Consider the following 17,108-nt stretch of genomic DNA (forward strand, 5'->3'; position numbering starts at 1 on the left):
TAGTAGACCAGCTTGTCAACGCCGTACTTGGCCGAAAAACCCTCCACCACCTTGCTCTTATGCTGCCACACCCGCGTTGCCAGCTGTGAGGTCACCCCAATGTACAGCGTGCCGTTCCGTTTGCTGGCCAGGATGTAACGCAGAACTGCTTGTCCATAGCGCCAAACGCCAAACTGGATTCCCGCTTTCGCGGGAATGACGGCCATAACACCGAACAGGATCAGGGTCGGCATCACGTTACCCACAAATTCGTCGCGCACCCAGCACTGTTCCTTCATGGCGCGCTCTGCGCTACCAAGGGTGGGTGCCGACATTGCTCACTGTGCTCGCCTGCCTGCTGCTGAACGCGCCGCACCCCGGCGGCGCGCCCGGGCTGGGGTTCGATTCGAGCCGCCGCAGCGCGCAGCTGCCGCCGGCTGCGGTGGCGCCGGCAAAGGGGCGCTTTCTGGTCGCCAGCCGCGGCCTGCTTGATCCCAACTTTTCCGAGACCGTGGTGTTGCTGCTCGATTATGGTGCCGGCGGCGCCATGGGGGTGGTGATCAACCGGCCCACCGAGGTGCGGCTCGCCACCGCCTTGCCGGACGTCAAGGAGCTGCGCGATCGCAGCGATCGGATCTTTCTCGGCGGGCCGGTCGCGGTCAACGCGATGCTGGCGCTTATCCGCTCGAGCAGACCACCGGCGGGCGCGCAGTTGGTCTTCGGCGATGTCTACGCCAGCGGTAGCCTGAAGGTGCTGCGCCAGGCCGTGGCCAAGTCCGGCAAGCGGCCGCGCTTACGGGCTTACGCGGGCTACGCCGGCTGGGGGCCCGGGCAACTCGACCGCGAGCTCGCCCGCGGCGATTGGCACGTAACCACCGCCGACGCGGTCACGATCTTCGAGTCCGAACCCGCGCGGGCTTGGCCCCAGCTGATCGAGCGCCTCTCGGGCCAGTGGGCCGGCAGCAGCCAGCCAGGCAGGGTAACAATGGGAGCGCGTTCACGGCGGTAAGGCAGCATCACAAATAAGATGTGCCCGGTCACTATCGCGGCGACCGAGACTCTCGGCTGTCAGCCGCACGCTCCGCACGCCCCGGCCGCTCGCGCCGACAGGCACGGTCAGACGGATCGGCTTGCTGCAAGCCTTTTGGTCCGCCAGCGGAGTGGCCGGCAGGACATCCGCCAGCGCCGCGGCGTTGCCGGCGTCGATCGGATCGGGCGGGGTGGCGGCGGGTACGAAGAGGGTCAGCCGCGTGATCGGATCGTTGGTGCGGCAGAACGGAATGCGACCATCGGGAACATTGAAGCAGAGCGCCAGCTCGAAGGTGCACTGGCCGGCGCTGGTATCGCGATCGCACCCCGGGTCACCGTCACGGCACAACGCCAGCGGCCGCGAGCGCATGCGCACCATCGCGCGGGGCGCGAATTGCCATTCCACCAGGCAATCGGTCAACCGGCTGCCGCCGCCGCGCACCAGTGTGCCGCTGAACTGAAGTGCCTGATATGCGGCCAGGGCATCGAGGCGGGCAAACCACCAGCCATTGCGCACGTCGAGTACGGGCACGCCGGTGGTGCGCAGAAAGCCTGCCACTTCGTCCGGGGCCAGGTCGGGGGCCGCGCCCCACAGTAACGCCGCGACGCCCGCGGCATGCGGCGTGGCCATCGAGGTGCCGCTCAACACCGCGGTGGCGGCCTTGGGCGCGGTCGAGCGGATGCCGACGCCGGGGGCGAATAGCGCCAGCGACCAAGCGCTGTTGCTGAACGGGGCCACGAGATCGTTCGGATCAACCGCCCCTACCGCCAATGCCGGGCTAACGCAGGCGGGAGAGGTCAACTTGTAAGGATTGGCGGAGTTGCCGGCGGCGGCCAACACCAGCGTGCCTTGCGCGCGCAAAGCCTCGATGACATCTCGAAACAACATGTTGGTGGCGTCAACAGACTCGCAGCCGGGAGCGTAGGCCTCGTTGCTGGCCAGGCTCATGTTGACCAGCCGCACCCGCGGCTCCAACTCGGCGGCATGCGCAGCCAGCCAGTCGAGCGCGGCAACCCAGTCGCCGAGATCACCGCGCGCTTGGTCGTTGAGCACCCGCAGCGCTGTTAGCTGTGCTCCGGGGGCGATCCCGATGTCAGCGATCCGCTGATCGCCTTGCGAGACCAGAATGCCCGCGACGTGGGTACCGTGGACCGGCACGGTTCCGCTCGCGCTGCCCGGCCCCGACAGCCGGCTAACGCCGCCGGGGCAGCAGTTCGACGAGCAGAAGCACTCCTGCGCGGTGATGCGACCCTGCAGGTCGGGGTGGGCGGTGTCGATGGCGGTATCCAGCACCGCAATGCCGACGCCGGCGCCGGTAACACCGAGTGCTCGCACGATGTCGGCGCGGATCTGCGCCGCGCTCTGGGCGAGCGCCGCTCCGCCCTGGCGTGCGGCATCGATGCGGAGGACGCCTGGATGATGTGCCAGTGCCCTGAGCCCGGCGGCGGATACGGAAGCAGTGAATCCGTTGGCCAATGCGAATTGATGGCCGACCTCCAAGTCCTCGCCCGCGACTTGCCCCCGCACCTGCTCGATCACGTTCGCCCGTTGACCCGCGATCGCCGCTTGCCGGCGGCGCGCGGTACTCGCGCCCGAGCGTGGCTGCGGCTGCGGTTGGAGCGCCACCACAACGTGCAGCCGGGCATTGGTGGCCAAACGAGCGGCGACCTCCGGCCCAACCGCCGCGGCAAAGCCAGGAGTGGTGGCCAGGCAACTCCAACCACACGCCGCCGCGAGCATCAACCAGCGCAGTTGCACCCTGGCATTAGAATCAGGCGCCCCTAAGGTGGTCAAGCTCATTCTGGGCGGCGGTTCTCCAAACAGCCTGCGCTCCGGAAGGCGACCCGGTATGGCAAATGGTGCGCTGGCTGTATGGCCGGTTTGCGCCAAAGTGTTATGCGCGTGCCAGCGCCACGCTGATGTCGCCGTAAGTACATGCGCGTGAGGCCAGAGAAGCGGTCGGGTCGGACTGGACGCTCTGGCATCGCCGTTGCTCCAAATCTGGGCGAAAGTAGGTATTGTGTGATGCCGCGACACAAGGCTTGGACAATCGAGGGCGCCGCTCCCGCCTTCAGCGTGACAGTGCTGCTAGAAGTTGCCGGTTCGACCACGCGGCTGTTTCAGTTCGTCGGTGATCCTTGTGAGGAAGTCTTGCACTCGTTGCTGGACTACGTCGGGCAGCTAAGCGCGGCCGGCGGGCGCATCAACGTCGTGCTCGGAGGCCGCGGAGACCAGGCGGAGCAGCGGCGCTGGGCGGCGATACTGCGGGCGTCGCAGGAAAGCGCCAGCGTCGAGCTTGGCGCCGCCGTACACTGATTTCCCCCCTTCCTTGTACTTGCTGCACTTGCCCCCTCGATCTGCTCGCGCTTGCGCGCGCGTGGCGGATTGGTTACTGCCCGAGGCCTGATGACAGTTGCCGGCGAGTTCTCCATCGGCCCGGTGCGGGTGGCGCCGAACGCGGTGTTAGCGCCGATGTCGGGCATCACGGACTCGGTGTTTCGAGGCATGATCAGGGACGCCAACCCCGGGGCAGTGGGCCTAGCGGTGACCGAGCTGATCAGCATCGAGGCCGTGAGCCGGGGCGACGAGAAGTCGCTGCGCATGTTGCGGCCGGCGGCCACCGAGCAGCCGCTGGCGGTGCAGTTATTCGGGGCCGATCCGGCGCGGATGGCGGAGGCGGGCCGGGTGGCGGCGGCTCACGGCGCGGCGGTGATCGATGTCAATTGCGGCTGCCCGGTGCCGAAAGTGGTCAAGCGCGGCGGGGGCGCCGAGCTGATGCGCCAACCGCAACGGCTGGCGATGATTCTACGCGCGCTGCGGCAGGCGGTAACACTGCCGGTGACGGTCAAGATTCGCGCCGGCTGGGACGAGCACTCGCGCAACGCGGTTGAGATCGCGCGCCTGGCAGAAGGCGAAGGGGCCGCGATGCTGGCGGTGCACGGCCGCACGCGCATGCAGCTATACGGCGGCAGCAGCGACTGGCAGCTTATTGCCAGCGTCAAGGCGGCCGTGAGGATCCCGGTCGTCGGCAGCGGTGACATCGATTCGGCCGCCACGGCGTGGCAGCGTCTGAGCGAAACCGGCGTCGACGGGGTGATGATCGGGCGCGGTGCGCTGACCAATCCGTGGATGTTTCGGGAACTGGCGGCACTGCGTACCGGGCAGCCGTTGCAGGTGCCGGCGGAGCGAGAGGTGTGGCAGCTGATCCACGATCTGATCGAACGCCTCGCGGCCGAGTATCATCCGCGTGTGGCACTGGGGCGGGGCCGCGGATTGATCTGCCGCATGACTCGCGGGCGACCCGGCAGCGCCACGTTGCGTGAGATGGTGACGCGCGCGCCGTCGTTGGCGGCGGTGCTGGAGTTGCTGCGCGGGCGCTGCGAGGGGAAGACGTTGTTGCACGCGGCGTGACCCGCGGATTGCCCCGCTCCGGGCCCGGCCGGCAGCGTGCACGTCGTCACGGCGGCGGCAGATTGTCGGCTTTGGTTGGGAGCGGATCGAAGTTCAGCTGGTAGGTGCCCAAGCTGCCATCGTCGATAATCTGCAGCAAGAAGCCGAGGCAAGGGCTGTTGCCGGCTCCGGCCTGACACGGCGGGGAACCGGGGTAGAGAATCTGATCGCCCGGAAGTTCAGAAATAGCCGCCGCCGATCCCGCGCTTTCGCTTGGCTGCAAGAGGTCGAGAGTGCTCATGCGGAAATCGAAATCGGCACTGGCCTCGCCCGCTACTTCATATGCCGCCATGAGCAAGTCCGCCGGCCCGCGCACGAGGTAGAAGTCGCTGTGGGCACCGCTGGCATCAGCACAATCAGTGTCGCTGAGTTCCCCGGTCGCGTTCGCCACACCTATGTTGGTGAGCGGACAGTTCTGGTAAGTGACTTCGTACGGGCCACGCTGGCTGGGGGAGAGGCCGGTGATCATGACCGCGGCAGTGCCGGCCTCGGCCAGCGGCAGCGCCAGGTACCCGGCCGTGCAATGGTCTTGCGGCACGGTGGCCCCGCCGGTGAGCGACACCGTGGCGCACATATCATCCGGCAGCAGCAAACTGGCGGCGGTGCCGGTTGGCCCGCTGATCGCGTACACATCCAGCGCGGTGCCGCCGGCGAGCAGGCAGTCATCGTCGCTGAGTACGCCCGCGGTGACCCCTGCTGCCAGCGTCTGAGTCGGGCAGGACTGCACCAGCAGGCTGAAATTCGCCGGTAGCGCCTGCGGGCTGTCGGCCGAGATTTCGAGGTAGTGGGTGCCGGCCGGTACCATGCGGCTCACGCGCGCGCCGGCAGCCGAAACGCCAAATGGGTCGACGATGCTTTGCACCCGATAGCCATCCGCCCCGATTAACGTGAGCCGTGGACCAGCGAAGCCACTCACGGCGTCCAGGGTGATGGTTACGAACTGCGGCGTCGCGGTCGTGAATTTGTAGCTCTTGGTCTTGATGCTGCCGAAGGCCTCGCAATCACTGGTGGTGAAAGTACCCGCCAGCGGACTGCCCACGGCCACCGTGGTCGCCGCGCAACGTTGCACGTACACGTCGTATGCCACATCCGGGTCCGGTTCCCACGAACCGGCGAAGCTCTCGGTGGAGTCGCGCGTATTGGCGCCGACAACCAGGGTGTAGGTGCCGGTGCTGCCCGCGGTAGTGGCAATCTGGTCGTCGTCGTCGTTCTCGGCCACGGCGGTGCCATCCGGCGCGAGCAGCCAGAGGTGCGGGTCCATGTAGCCCTCCGGATCGACGCTGGCGTCAACGGTGGCACTGAACACGTCGCCGGCAGTTAGGGCCACCCCGAATAGATCGGCGTTGGTGTTGCGCTCCGGCCCGTAGACGGTGATGTCGGGTGAGATCAGCGGGGTGTGACAGTCGCTTCCGGTCAGAATTGGCTGCGGGCTGAGCTTGGTCTTGGCGGCGCCGGCGGTGACCGCGCGCACACCACAGGCCGGGCGGCCGAACTGAATTGTGTAGCGCCCGAGCCCGCCGCTGGTAAAGATGGTGTACGTGCCACTCTGGGTGCTGAAGAACTCGATTAGGGAATTGAGGGATTCCGGATTGGCATCGATATCACCGTTGTCATCCTCAGCCATCAGACGACCGCTGGGACCGATGAGCCGCAGGAAAGGGTCGATCTCGTCGTCGATCCACAGCATGGTGATCTTGATGCGTTCGCCGGCGGTGCTGGTGAAGCTGTAAGCGTCGGCTTTAGACCGTGGGTCGGTCGGATCGGGGCAGTCCTCTGCGGCTAAGGTGCGATTGCTCAAGGTGCCGCTGATAGCGGTGACCGGGCACGTGCGCGCTGTGACCTTGAGGGTGTAGGAGCCCAGCGCAATCGGGGCGGTGGGGCTAGAGGTAACGGTGATGTTATACGGGCGATCGCTTGAGACGTAGAACTCCAACGGCGAGAGCGCGGCCGTATCGTAAAATACCCCGGTGATGTCGCTGACGGTGATCCAGGGGGTGAAGCCGCTAGCAGTTACCTCGATCTTGAGCGCGGTGCCACGGGTACCGGTGATGGTGTACATATCCGTGCTCTGATAACGGCTGGGATTGCCGTACTGCCTGACACAGTCCCCGGCATCGAGAGCCCCCGAGATGGCAATGGTAGCGGTCGGGGCCGGGGCCGTGCCGAGATCGGTGACGATGCAGTTCAGGATCGGCGTCGGCGTCGGTGTAATCGTCGGGGTCACGGTCGGCGTCGCCGTTGGGGTGTCGGTGGGAGTTGCTGTAGGCGTAGCCGTCGGGGTTCTGGTGGGCGTGCTGGTGGCAGTGTTCTTCGGTGTGGACGTGATCGTCGGTGTACCCGTCGGCGTGCGTGTGAGCGTGACCGTCGCGGTGAAGGTCGCGGTTCGGGTCTGAGTTGCGGTGCGTGTCGCCGTGCGGCTGGGGCTGGCGGTGGCGGTGCTGGTCTCGGTGGCGGTAGGCGGCAGTGTGCGCGTTGCGGTCAGCGAGGGCGATGCGGTCGGTGTGGCAGTGGGTGTGAGCGTCGGGATCGAGGTGGGCGACGGCGTCGAGGTGACCGTCGCGGTCTGGGTCGCCGTATTCGCCGGAGTACTGGTCTGTGTGGTGGTCGGGGTCAGTGTTTCGGTCCGAGTTGGCGTGGCGGTGGCGGTGGCGGTTGGCGATGGCGGCAACGTTGGGCTGAATGTCGGTGTTTGACTGAGCGTCGCGGTCGGGCTGGCGGTCGAAGTTGGGCTCGATGATGAGGTCGGTGTTGCCGACTGGGTCGGCGTCTGCGATTGGGTTGACGTCGGCGTTGGCGACGGCGAGTGCGTCGGGCTGGAGGTCGGCGTTGCCGTTGGCGAGACGGTCCGGGTAGGCGTGATGGTCGAGGTGGGAGTAATGGTTGGCGTCAGCGTGATGGTGGATGTGGCCGTAGGTGTACGGGTCGGTGTTGCGGTGCCGGTGTGAGAGGAGGTCGCGGTCATGGTCGTGGTTGGCGACGATGTTGGCGTCGCGGTGAGGGTTGGTGACAGCGACGGCGTCGAGCTAGAAGTGGGAACCGAGGTAGGAGAAGGGGTGAAGGTCGGAGGCAACGTAGCGCTGGGGGTTGGCGTGGGCGAAGCGAGGCCGACCACGTACATGACCACGACCTCGGGCACATCGGCAACGGTGATGCGGCCGTCACCGTTGGCATCGGCGCCAGCCGGCTCTGCGGTGGCGTTGCCACCATCGAACATCTTTTCGACGAGGAGCTGGAGGTCTGCGCTCGTCACGCGGCCGTCACCGTCGACATCGCCTGCAATGGGGGTCGCAGCGGCGCGGGTTGCAACTAAGCCCAGCAGGCCGAGCGTCAGCACTAGCGCGCGGGCACAGGGTCGGCTGAAGTATCTGCTCAAGCGACTCAGCACGGTATCGAGGCAGATACAGGAGCCGGCCACTGTGAGGCAATAGGGAATTTCCCTTATCCCAACCGGCACCGGCGGCCTCAGGGCCCGCGACAAGCACTTGCCATGTTGTCTGTGACCAGAAAAATTGCTGCGCCCAGCCCTTGACTCTGCCAGACCGGCCGTCTAAGAGTACCTGCGATCGCCATGAAGTGCTGTTCTGAAGGCGGGACCCGATCACGACGTTGATCCCACTTTCGTGTCCAAATCCTGACACCAACTCCGCAGTGCATAAGCTTGCGCGCACGTGCGTGTGACACGGCACAAACACAATTCCGACTCACGGCCGAAGCGGGGCGTCGACGCGCCCCGGAAGCGAGCGATTGCCATGTCGTCGCCAGAATCCGCACGAGCGCCGCGTAATGCCGACCTGGGGAGCAGCCAGAGTTCGGCCTTTGATGACATGACCGAAGCCTTGCCCCAGGACATTGCGCGCGGTGAAGAAATCGAAGGCGTCATCTCGATGCTCGGTGAGATCGACGTCGACGCGGTCGAGTCCCTCGCCGAGACCGCGGTACCCAAGGATACCGAAGAGAAAGAAGAATGGGTCGAAGAGGAGCGCGAGGAAAAGAGCTACGCTGAAGACACCTCGGACCCGGTGCGCATGTACCTCCAGGAAATGGGGGCCGTGGCACTGCTCACGCGCGAGCAAGAGGTTGAGATCGCCAAGCAGATCGAATCGGGCGAGCGCGAGGTTCGCGAACAGGTCTTGGCGCTATCCTATACCCTGACCTACATGCTGGAGCTGGCCGACCTCATCAAGACCGGCGAAATGGCCGAGAAGGACCTCCACGACGAGGAGGCGACCGAAGAGGAGGATGACGGCGAAGTCACGGGCGAGGAGGTGGTGCAGCAGCAACAGGCCAATACCGGCGCCGTGCTCAAGCTGTTGGAGCGGCTGCGCCGCTTGGTGACCGATCGGGCGGAGGCCGAAGCTGAGGAGCGCCGAGTTCGCCAGACTCCCAAGCACAAACCGGCCGAGCGCCGGCTCAAGAGCATCGACAAGCGTGTGGTCGAGACGCTCGAACAGCTGCAGATCGGGCGCCATCATATTACCGCCGTGGTCGAGCGCTTACGCAAGGCCGCCCGTTTCATCCGCCAGCAGCACGAAGTCATTCGCCGCCATGAAGAGCGCCTGCGCCGGTCCGCCGGTGAGATCCTCAAGATCGGCACCCGGCTGCGTGCTGATGACGGCCGCGCGGTTGCCAACGCCAGCCGGCAGCTGCGCTTGCAGCCGGACGATGCCCGGCGCGTGGTCGAAGAGCTGCGCATCGCCCGCCGCCAAATCAGCGAGGCCGCGCGCCAGGTGGGCATGGATGAGGACGAACTCAGCCGCGTTCTGGTGGTGATCCAGGCGGGCGAAAACAAGGCCCAGGACGGCAAGAAGAAGCTCATCGAAGCCAACCTGCGCCTGGTGGTCAGCATTGCCAAGCGCTACACTAACCGCGGCCTGGGTTTCCTCGATCTGGTGCAGGAAGGCAACATCGGCCTGATGCGCGCGGTGGAGAAGTTCGAGTACCAGCGCGGGTACAAGTTCTCGACTTACGCCACTTGGTGGATCCGCCAATCGGTCAGCCGGGCGATCGCAGACCAGGCGCGCACGATTCGCATTCCCGTGCACATGATCGAGACCATCAACAAGGTGGTCCGCTCGTCGCGCTACCTGGTGCAGCAGCTCGGCCGGGAACCCACCCCGGAGGAAATCGCCGCCAAGATGGAAATGCCGCTCGACAAGGTGCGCAAGGTCTTGCGCATCGTCAAGGAGCCGGTATCGCTGGAAACCCCAATTGGCGATGAGGAAGAAAGCTCTCTGGGCGATTTCGTCGAAGATCGGCAGACGGTGTCGCCGGCTGACGCCGCGGTCTACACCAGCCTGGAAGAGCAGACGCGCAAAGTCCTGGCGACCTTGACGCCGCGCGAGGAGCAAATCCTGCGCATGCGCTTCGGCATCGGTGAGAAGTCCGATTACACGCTGGAGGAAGTGGGGCAGCGTTTCGCGGTGACACGCGAGCGTATTCGGCAGATCGAAGCCAAGGCCCTGCGCAAGTTGCGCCATCCCAGTCGGGCCAAGAGTATCGAGGCGTTCGTCGGCAATTGAGCCGGCACAACCCCGCCTCGTGTGGAGGAAGTAGTATGATCAAGCAGAACCTCGAGAAGGAACTGCGTAAGTGGCGCGAAGCTCGAGCGCGCAAACAGAGTGGGCGGCAGACCCCGAGCGATCGCCGCACATTGCGGGTGAATGGGCAGGAGGTGGTGGTGATTACAAAGCCGAAACGGGCTCTCGCCTAAGTAAGTTTCCCGGCCGCCTTGCGGCCGTACACTCCCTGATACGATTTGTTTCACCCTTTCTTGCTGCGACGGTGGCGGCACCGGCGGGTGCGGTGGTGCGTCCTTGCGCCGGCACCGCCCCCTGCGGTAGCAAACCTCAGGAACGGGTTGATTGAGTGGACCGTACACGCTGGCTGCCGGTGACCGTAGTGGTCGCGTTTCTTATCGCCCTGCCGGGCGCTGAGCCGGCTTCCGCCCGCCGGCTGAACTGTGCCGCGGTGCGCGCCGCGCTCGCGCGTGGCCGCTCGGTCACGGAGGTGGCAGTGCAGTTCCAGACCTCAGCCGGCCGCGTGTTCGATTGCAAGCGCGATCAGCGTAAGCCAAGTAAGAAGGACCGCCGTGCGGCGCGCTGGCGGCCGAGCCCGACGCCGTTCCCCCAACGTCCCGATCTGCCCACCCCGATGGTCAGTCCGGAACCTCCCCGCCCGCGTTTTCGGGACTAAGGCGCCAGCCCGGCATCCTACCCGCCGGCCACGGGGGGAAAGATGCTGACCACGTCGCCGTCGTTGAGGACGCGGTCGAAGTCGCGATCGTGATCGCCGTTGACCAGCACCATTTGTGCGCTCGCACGCTCTATGTGCATGCGCGCCAGCACCTCACCGGTGGTCGTGCCGGCCGGCAACTCCAGCTCGCAGCGGCCGCGCGGCGAGCCCGGCGGCAACTGCTTGCGCAAGCTGGCGAACAGGCGCAGTTCGATCTTCATCCTCGGCTGGCCGCCGCTTCACTGCTTCTCCGCCTTTGGCAGTGGCGACTTATTGATTCCCGGTGTCGGCGTGCGCGGCAGGCGGTCGAAATCCGCGGGGCAGGTGGCGACGAAGTCCGCGTGATAGGGGCCGGCGTCGCCGCGCGGGCCGAGATTGTCGAAGCGAAACCCGCGCGCCGGCGACGCTCGCCCGATCGTGCTGCGGGTCAACAACTGGCTGGCCGCGCGGCTGGCTACGAATGCCCGGCGCAAGTCCCACGGGCGTTCGCGGAGATATTCCTTCCAGGCTCCGAGGTCCACTTGCGACTGGATCAGTCCTTTCAGCATGCCGACATCGGTCAGCATGGTGGCGTCCTCCGCCGGCCCGACGATGATTCCGCCGGCCAATCGCGTCCCAGCCCACACCAGCTTGCGATAGATGGGCCGCGCCGCGTTCCACATCACGTTGGTGTCGCCGTTGTCCTGCCAGCGGCCGAAGCTGGTGCAGTGCAAGCCGGCGACATCGAGGATATTCATCGCCAGGCTGCCCGGATACGACACCGAGCGTCCAGCCATGTTGGCGCCGGCGACGCGGCCGTGATCGACTGCGGTGGGTTGAATTGCGTGCACCACGGGCGGGCCGCCGAGCAGGTTGGGCCCTTGGGCGACGTCACCGGCCGCGAAAATGCCCGGCACATTGGTCCGCATCTCGGCATCGACCAATATGCCGTGATCGATCTCGACCCCCGAGCCGTTGAGAAATCCCAGGTTCGGCCGGATGCCGGTGGAGAGGATCACCAGATTGGCGCCGAGGGTCTGGCCATCGGTCAGCGCGACCGCTTTCTTGCGGGCGCCGGCGATCGACAGCACCCCGCAGCCGGTATAGATCTCCACACCCCGTTCGCGCAGCCAAGCTTCAGCGGCTTCGGCGCCGCGCCGGTCGAGCATCTTGGGCAGGATCTGTACTTCCTGCTCGATCAGCGCCAGCTTCCAGCCGCGCTTGTGCAAGGCGTTGAGAATGATCAACCCGATGAAGCCGCCGCCCACCAGCACCGCGGACGGGCACTTGGCCCGGCTCGACTCCTGCACCGCGATCGCGTCGGCCACGGACCACAAGTTGTGCACGTATCTGCCATCGCTGCCGGCAATCGCCGGCCGCAGCGGTGACGACCCGCTGGCGATCAGTAGCGTGTCGTAGCCGACGACCGATCCGTCATCGAGATATACGGTGCGGGCGGCGCTGTCGATCTGAACCGCGCGCCGGCCGATGCGGCGTTCCACCCGCAGCCGCTCGAAGTACTGGTCCGAGCCGGTATCAAGCTGGGCCTCGGTGATCTCCTTGGCCAGGAAATAGGGCAAGGCCATGCGCGCGTACGGCCGCTCGTTCGTAATCAGCGTAATCAGCGCACCGGAGTCGAACTGGCGAATGGTCTCGATGGCGTTGATACCGGCGGGGCCGCCGCCGATGATGACATGATGTGACATCGCTTTCCCCTCCGAACCCACGACGGCTAGCGCAGCATGAAGACGCGGGCTGCGGCCCGCGAACGCCCCGCCGGTTGCCTGATGCAGTCCGGCCGCCGGCTTCCCTCTTCCCGTTTCATGCCAGCCCTAGATCCTTGCGCTTCTGCAACGTGACCTCGCCCGTCTCGGTCCACCCGCGCAGGCGATAGTACTCGGGCAGCATCTCACCGAGCTTGTTCACCAAGCCCTTCGCCGGGCCCGACGGAATCGGTTCCTCGGTGATGCGCTTGGGGAGTTGATCATGGCCCTGGCCCAGCCCGGCGCGCTCATTCCATAGCCGCTCGAGGTTCCAGATGCGCTCGCCGGCTTGCGTCAACGACGCCAACGAGTACGGCACCCCGGTGGCCGCCACCAACTGCGGCAGCATGTCCTCCAACCCAACACCAAAAGTGAGGAAGACGCATAACCCGGTTGAGTCAACGGCCGAGGTGATGTCCTGAAAGATCTTGGTGATCTCGGCTTTGCCCTCGGTGCTGTGCGGGTCCATCTTCTTGGGGATACCGAGTATCTCGGGCGAAACGGTGTAGGACTTCAGATGGCAGGCGCCGCGGTTCGAGGTGGCGTAACCCAGGCCCATGCCTTGGATGGCGCGGCTATCATAGGCGGGGAACTCCTGACCGCGTACGCCCATGAAGAACTCGGGATGGCCGAAACGCGCCGTCAGCCGCTTCGAGCCCTCTGCGAGCAGGTCGCCAAAGCCCTGGCGGTAAGCGGTCTGTTCCGCCATCGCCACCAGCGCCTCGCCCGAGCCGAAGCGCAGCGGGCGGCCGGTGAGCGAGTTGGTGATGACCTCCTTTTCGTATAGCTCCATCGCCGCCGCCAAGGTGGCGCCGAAACTGATTGGGTCCATGCCGAGGTCGTTGCACAGCCAGTTAGCCTTGATGAGGGCGTCAAGGTCACCGATGCCGCAATCGGCACCCATGGCCCAGGCGTTTTCGTATTCCGGCCCCTCGCCGGCGATCTGCCAGTTGCGCGGGTGGGTGTTGACCAGGAACTTGCCGGCGGCCTCGCCGGGCAGTTTGGTGACGCGCCCGCAGGCGATGGTGCAGGCGAAGCAGGCCTTGTTGGCCACCAGCCGGGTCTCGGTCAGCGTCTCCCCGCTCATGCCCTCGGCGTCTTCGAAGACCGTTTGTTGATGATTGCGCGTGGGCAAGGCGCCGTGCTCGTTGATCACATTGACGAGCACCTCGGTGCCGTAGATCGGCAAGCCCTCGGCGGTGACCGCGGAGGCCTTCAGCTTGGCTTTCATCGCCCACGAGGCCGCCATGAACCCGCGCGCATCGGCGAGTCGGACCCCGCCGGTGCCGCGCACGGCGATGGCTTTGAGCAGCTTCGAGCCCATGACCGCGCCGACGCCGGAGCGGCCCGCCGCCCGATGCAGGTCGTTGAGGATGGCCGCGAACCGCACCAGGTTCTCGCCTGCCGGTCCGATCGACGCCACGATGGTGTCGGGCACACCCGACTCCTTGCGAATGATCTCCTCGGTGTCCCACACCCCCTTGCCCCAGAGGTGCTCGGCGGGGCGCAGCTCGACCTCGTCGTTGTGAATCCAGAGGTAGACCGGACGCGGCGCGCGGCCCTCGACGATCACCATGTCGTAGCCGGCGAACTTCAATTCCGGTCCCCAGTGTCCGCCGGAATTCGAGGTGGTGATCGCCCCGGTGAGCGCGCCCTTGGTCACCACCATGTAACGCGCGCCACACGAGGCGTTGGTGCCGGTGAGCGGGCCGGTGACGAATAGCAACTTGTTCTTGGGGCTAAACGGGTCAACGGTGGGATCGCCCTCTTCCCACAAATAGCGGGCGCCGAGACCGCGCCCGCCGACGTAGTCGCGCGCCCAGTCCTCGCGCAACGCTTCCTTCTTGATCGTGCCGCGCGTCAGATTGACGCGCAGAATCCTGCCAGTCCAGCCGCCGATCATTGCCCACCTCCCGCTTGCATCTCGCGCAAGCTGCGGTTGAGGTCGTCGGCCCACGGGCCAAGCCAGTCGGCCGCGGCCGTCTCGAGGTAGGTGATCGCTGCCGTCGGACAGGCGCGCACGCATGCGGGATCGCCGCCGCACAGATCGCACTTCACCGCCTTCTCGCTGTCGGGATTGTGCCAAACGGTGCCGTAGGGACAGGCGATGGTGCACAGCCCGCAACCGACGCAGAGCGCCTCGACCACCACCTTGGCGGTCACCGCCGAGATGGTAATGGCGTTCACCGGGCACGCGGTCATGCACCAGGCCTCGTCGCACTGAAAGCAGGTGTAGGGCGCGTAGCTGGCCTGGTCGTCAAACAGGTGCACGCGGATCAATGCGCGTGCGGGTTGAAACCTGCCGGTCTGCACAAATGAGCACGCCAGCTCACACTGGATGCAGCCGGTGCACTTCTCCGGAATGATGCGAAGCTGCTTCGCCACGACCCCTCCTTCTCTGGGCTGGCGATCCTAGCCCCTTGGGCAGTACCGGAGCAAGGGGCGCGCGCCGGCGCGACTGCCCGCTTTCCTTGTGTCGCCGGCGCGCCTCGGCTATCGCAACGGCGCATGGCCGGTTTCGAGTTCGACATGGCCTTCACGACCGCAGAGGTCGTCACCGGCACCGCGCGCCTGCTCGATCAACTCGGCTATCGCTGGCAACGGCGCGACCACGTCAGCGGCAGTGTGTTTGCGTTCACGCTGGCCGACGGCAATGCCCTCGAACTGTGCGTCGAGCCGCTGCCGGCTGAGCGCCAGACCTACCCCACGTGGTTTCCGCGCACCCTGCTGAGTGCACACAGCGCCGGCACGGAGGGCGCGGAGCTGGCAACCCTGCGCCGGGCGCTGGTGCTGGCGTTCTTGCGGGTGATGGGCTGAGACTACATGGATCAGCGAGCGCTCGACGAATTGCCCGGCGTAGAGCCGCCAGCGCGTCCGGAACAACTGAACCGCCGCGGCGAGCGCCTCGGCGCCGCCAGCGCCGCCGCCACCCTGGCGCTGTTCGTGCTCTTCGTCCTCTGGTTCAGACCCGGAGAAGTGCAATGGGGCGTGGACGCGCTCTGGCTCGGCGCCCTCGTCTTGTGGGGACTGACCGTGCGGCACCTGGCGGCACTGCGGCGCCTCGGCGGGCCGCGGCTGCCGGTATGGCCGCGCGGGCGCGAGCTGTGGCTGCCGGCGTTACTGTTGGCCATGTTCGCCGCCGGCTGGCTGCCGTTCTACGATAACTGGCGGTGGGCCTACACTGGCGACTCCATCGCTTGGTTCAGCACCGCCGCCGGCGCTGCAATCAACGGCCTGCACCAGAATCTGCTGAGCGTGCACGGAGTCGACGACAACTTCACCTATCCCCATTCGCTCGGATTCAATGCCTTGCTGTTCGCCTTCGGCCCGACGCTGTTCTGGCACCGGGTCGGCAAACTGATAGTGAGCTGCCTCTCGCTGGCGACCATCTACCTGTTCTTCGCTACCACCATCGGGCGCTACTGGGCCGCGGCGGTGCTGGTGGGTACAGCGACCAACTACGCCTGGCTGTGGTTCTCCTACGTCAGCTACGGCCACATCGACAGCCACATCTTCTATTTCCTGACGCTACTGGTGGCGCTGCGGATCTGGCAAGCCCCGGATCAGCTCGCCGCCTGGATGGTGTGCGGCCTCATCGGCGGGCTGTCGCTGTTCTTCACCCAGACCGCCTGGTCGGCGGTCGCCGCCGCGGGGCTGGTGCTCGGCGGTCTGGCACTGACAACGGGGCGGACAACCGCGGCGGCGGTATACGCGGCTTCCTTCATGCTCGCCGGCTGCCCGGTGCTGGTGCAGTTCGCCGACTTACTCCAGATGACCACGCGGCAGACGGCCTCGGTGTACCAGTGGGACTACCTGGTGCGAATCTTCACCACCATCCTGAAGCTGCCGTACCAGTCGCCGCACTACCACATCGGGGTATTCGGGGCGATCCTACGCTGGCCGTTGGGCGAGCTGTATGTGCCCGGCGCCGCCCTGGCTGCGCTCGGCGCGCTTCCCGCCGTACGCCGCTGGCTGCGCCTGCCCGCGGTTGCACCGCTGCTTCTCGGTATGTTGCTCTGGGATGCGGTGCTGATGACCCTGACCAACGGCGGCTACGGTACGCCGTCGACCAAGCGAACGTACAACCTTACCCCGCTGCAGGTCTTCCTATCGCTGTTGCCGGCTTACGTGGCCTACCAGTGGACGGCGCGCTGGCTGTGGGCCCGGCGCGCGCTCGCCGCGCTCGTGGTTGTCGCCCTGGGCGTGTATGCTGCGGCCAACTTCCTGCTCATCGCCCACCCCGCGAAGGGGATCTACGGCATCAATGTTTACGACGGCCTCATCGAATTGCGCCAGCGCCATCCGCAGCGGCGCGTGGTGCTGCTGAGCTCGCGTGAGGACTTCACCCGCGTCCTCGCCCCCGAGGGCTTCTTCGGGCAGGAGTACGAGCTTGCCGGCCGGCTCACGGTCGAGCTCAGCTTCGAGCCGGCGGTGGTCGCCGCCGCTTGCGAGCAGCGGCTGGTGATTTGTTACGAACCCAACGCCGATCGCTCCCGCTTCGAGCCGCTCTTGCAGCGCTACGGCGAAGTGCTCAAGCCCTTTGAACTGCTCAACTCGGTGGAGATGGTCTGCTACGAGTGCGTGCAGGAACCAGCGCTGGCCGGCCGGTGAAACCTGTGCCCGCGCCGGCTTGAAGCTGCTGGGCGGCTTGCTTGACGCCGGGAGCGGCGCTACGC

15 protein-coding genes are annotated in these 17,108 nt (G+C 66.2%); 8 read left to right on the forward strand and 7 right to left on the reverse strand.

All coding sequences use genetic code 11. The annotated features are described in order from the left end of the window. On the reverse strand, window positions 1–206 hold a 206-nt coding region (locus HY699_25475), incomplete at its 3' end, for a GIY-YIG nuclease family protein (protein MBI4519156.1). Window positions 207–304: 98 nt separating this feature from the next. Here HY699_25475 and HY699_25480 point away from each other — a divergent pair. Beyond that, on the forward strand, window positions 305–988 hold the full coding sequence (locus tag HY699_25480; protein ID MBI4519157.1) for a YqgE/AlgH family protein: 684 nt from the start codon (window positions 305–307) through the stop codon (window positions 986–988). Here the strand turns inward: HY699_25480 and HY699_25485 are convergent. Further along, on the reverse strand, window positions 977–2,767 hold the full coding sequence (locus tag HY699_25485) for a S8 family serine peptidase (GenBank protein MBI4519158.1): 1,791 nt from the start codon (window positions 2,765–2,767) through the stop codon (window positions 977–979). The genes HY699_25480 and HY699_25485 overlap by 12 nt on opposite strands. A gap of 267 nt (window positions 2,768–3,034) precedes the next feature. Between HY699_25485 and HY699_25490 the strand changes: the two genes are divergently transcribed. Both HY699_25490 and dusB read left to right on the forward strand, forming a co-directional pair. Further along, entirely contained in the window at window positions 3,035–3,325 is a 291-nt protein-coding gene (locus HY699_25490) for a hypothetical protein (GenBank protein MBI4519159.1), read from the forward strand. Between the two features lie 90 nt (window positions 3,326–3,415). Beyond that, window positions 3,416–4,420, forward strand: a complete 1,005-nt coding sequence (gene dusB / locus HY699_25495) for a tRNA dihydrouridine synthase DusB (protein MBI4519160.1) — start codon at window positions 3,416–3,418, stop codon at window positions 4,418–4,420. Between the two features lie 46 nt (window positions 4,421–4,466). Here the strand turns inward: dusB and HY699_25500 are convergent, their stop codons facing one another. Beyond that, window positions 4,467–7,832: a pre-peptidase C-terminal domain-containing protein gene (locus HY699_25500; protein ID MBI4519161.1), complete on the reverse strand. Its 3,366-nt coding sequence runs from the start codon at window positions 7,830–7,832 to the stop codon at window positions 4,467–4,469. 451 nt (window positions 7,833–8,283) lie between these two features. On the opposite strand from HY699_25500, the gene rpoD reads away from it, so the two are divergent. From rpoD to HY699_25515, 3 genes are all read left to right on the forward strand, one after another. Beyond that, window positions 8,284–9,978 carry an RNA polymerase sigma factor RpoD gene (gene rpoD / locus HY699_25505; GenBank protein MBI4519162.1) on the forward strand — a complete coding sequence of 565 codons (1,695 nt, stop codon included), beginning with the start codon at window positions 8,284–8,286 and terminating at the stop codon, window positions 9,976–9,978. A 35-nt stretch (window positions 9,979–10,013) separates the two neighbouring features. Beyond that, window positions 10,014–10,169 carry a hypothetical protein gene (locus HY699_25510; protein MBI4519163.1) on the forward strand — a complete coding sequence of 52 codons (156 nt, stop codon included), beginning with the start codon at window positions 10,014–10,016 and terminating at the stop codon, window positions 10,167–10,169. A gap of 155 nt (window positions 10,170–10,324) precedes the next feature. Further along, window positions 10,325–10,651, forward strand: coding sequence for a hypothetical protein (locus tag HY699_25515; protein ID MBI4519164.1), 327 nt, complete (start codon window positions 10,325–10,327; stop codon window positions 10,649–10,651). 17 nt (window positions 10,652–10,668) lie between these two features. Here HY699_25515 and HY699_25520 read toward each other — a convergent pair whose 3' ends face one another. From HY699_25520 to HY699_25535, 4 genes are all read right to left on the reverse strand, one after another. Then, a complete protein-coding gene (locus HY699_25520; GenBank protein MBI4519165.1) occupies window positions 10,669–10,911 on the reverse strand; it encodes a MoaD/ThiS family protein in 243 nt (80 codons plus the stop codon). A gap of 18 nt (window positions 10,912–10,929) precedes the next feature. Next, entirely contained in the window at window positions 10,930–12,375 is a 1,446-nt protein-coding gene (locus HY699_25525; GenBank protein ID MBI4519166.1) for an NAD(P)/FAD-dependent oxidoreductase, read from the reverse strand. A 115-nt stretch (window positions 12,376–12,490) separates the two neighbouring features. Further along, entirely contained in the window at window positions 12,491–14,335 is a 1,845-nt protein-coding gene (locus tag HY699_25530; GenBank protein MBI4519167.1) for an aldehyde ferredoxin oxidoreductase family protein, read from the reverse strand. Next, the gene (locus HY699_25535; GenBank protein MBI4519168.1) at window positions 14,332–14,817 is read right to left on the reverse strand and encodes a 4Fe-4S dicluster domain-containing protein; all 486 of its coding nucleotides are present in this window, start codon (window positions 14,815–14,817) and stop codon (window positions 14,332–14,334) included. The genes HY699_25530 and HY699_25535 overlap by 4 nt, the downstream gene beginning before the upstream one ends. A gap of 123 nt (window positions 14,818–14,940) precedes the next feature. On the opposite strand from HY699_25535, the gene HY699_25540 reads away from it, so the two are divergent. Both HY699_25540 and HY699_25545 read left to right on the forward strand, forming a co-directional pair. Beyond that, window positions 14,941–15,249, forward strand: coding sequence for a hypothetical protein (locus HY699_25540; GenBank protein ID MBI4519169.1), 309 nt, complete (start codon window positions 14,941–14,943; stop codon window positions 15,247–15,249). Window positions 15,250–15,255: 6 nt separating this feature from the next. Further along, window positions 15,256–17,043, forward strand: a complete 1,788-nt coding sequence (locus tag HY699_25545; protein ID MBI4519170.1) for a hypothetical protein — start codon at window positions 15,256–15,258, stop codon at window positions 17,041–17,043. The last annotated feature ends 65 nt before the right edge of the window (window positions 17,044–17,108 follow it).

Source organism: Deltaproteobacteria bacterium (genome assembly GCA_016210005.1).
Lineage (GTDB): Bacteria > Desulfobacterota > Binatia > HRBIN30 > JACQVA1 > JACQVA1.

Coding starts and splice junctions, on each gene's coding strand:
- HY699_25525 (MBI4519166.1), bottom strand. CDS start 12,375: ATGTCACATCATGTCATCATCGGCGGCGGCCCCGCCGGTATCAACGCC.
- HY699_25530 (MBI4519167.1), bottom strand. CDS start 14,335: ATGATCGGCGGCTGGACTGGCAGGATTCTGCGCGTCAATCTGACGCGC.
- HY699_25520 (MBI4519165.1), bottom strand. CDS start 10,911: ATGAAGATCGAACTGCGCCTGTTCGCCAGCTTGCGCAAGCAGTTGCCG.
- rpoD (MBI4519162.1), top strand. CDS start 8,284: ATGACCGAAGCCTTGCCCCAGGACATTGCGCGCGGTGAAGAAATCGAA.
- HY699_25510 (MBI4519163.1), top strand. CDS start 10,014: ATGATCAAGCAGAACCTCGAGAAGGAACTGCGTAAGTGGCGCGAAGCT.
- HY699_25490 (MBI4519159.1), top strand. CDS start 3,035: ATGCCGCGACACAAGGCTTGGACAATCGAGGGCGCCGCTCCCGCCTTC.
- HY699_25545 (MBI4519170.1), top strand. CDS start 15,256: ATGGATCAGCGAGCGCTCGACGAATTGCCCGGCGTAGAGCCGCCAGCG.
- HY699_25540 (MBI4519169.1), top strand. CDS start 14,941: ATGGCCGGTTTCGAGTTCGACATGGCCTTCACGACCGCAGAGGTCGTC.
- dusB (MBI4519160.1), top strand. CDS start 3,416: ATGACAGTTGCCGGCGAGTTCTCCATCGGCCCGGTGCGGGTGGCGCCG.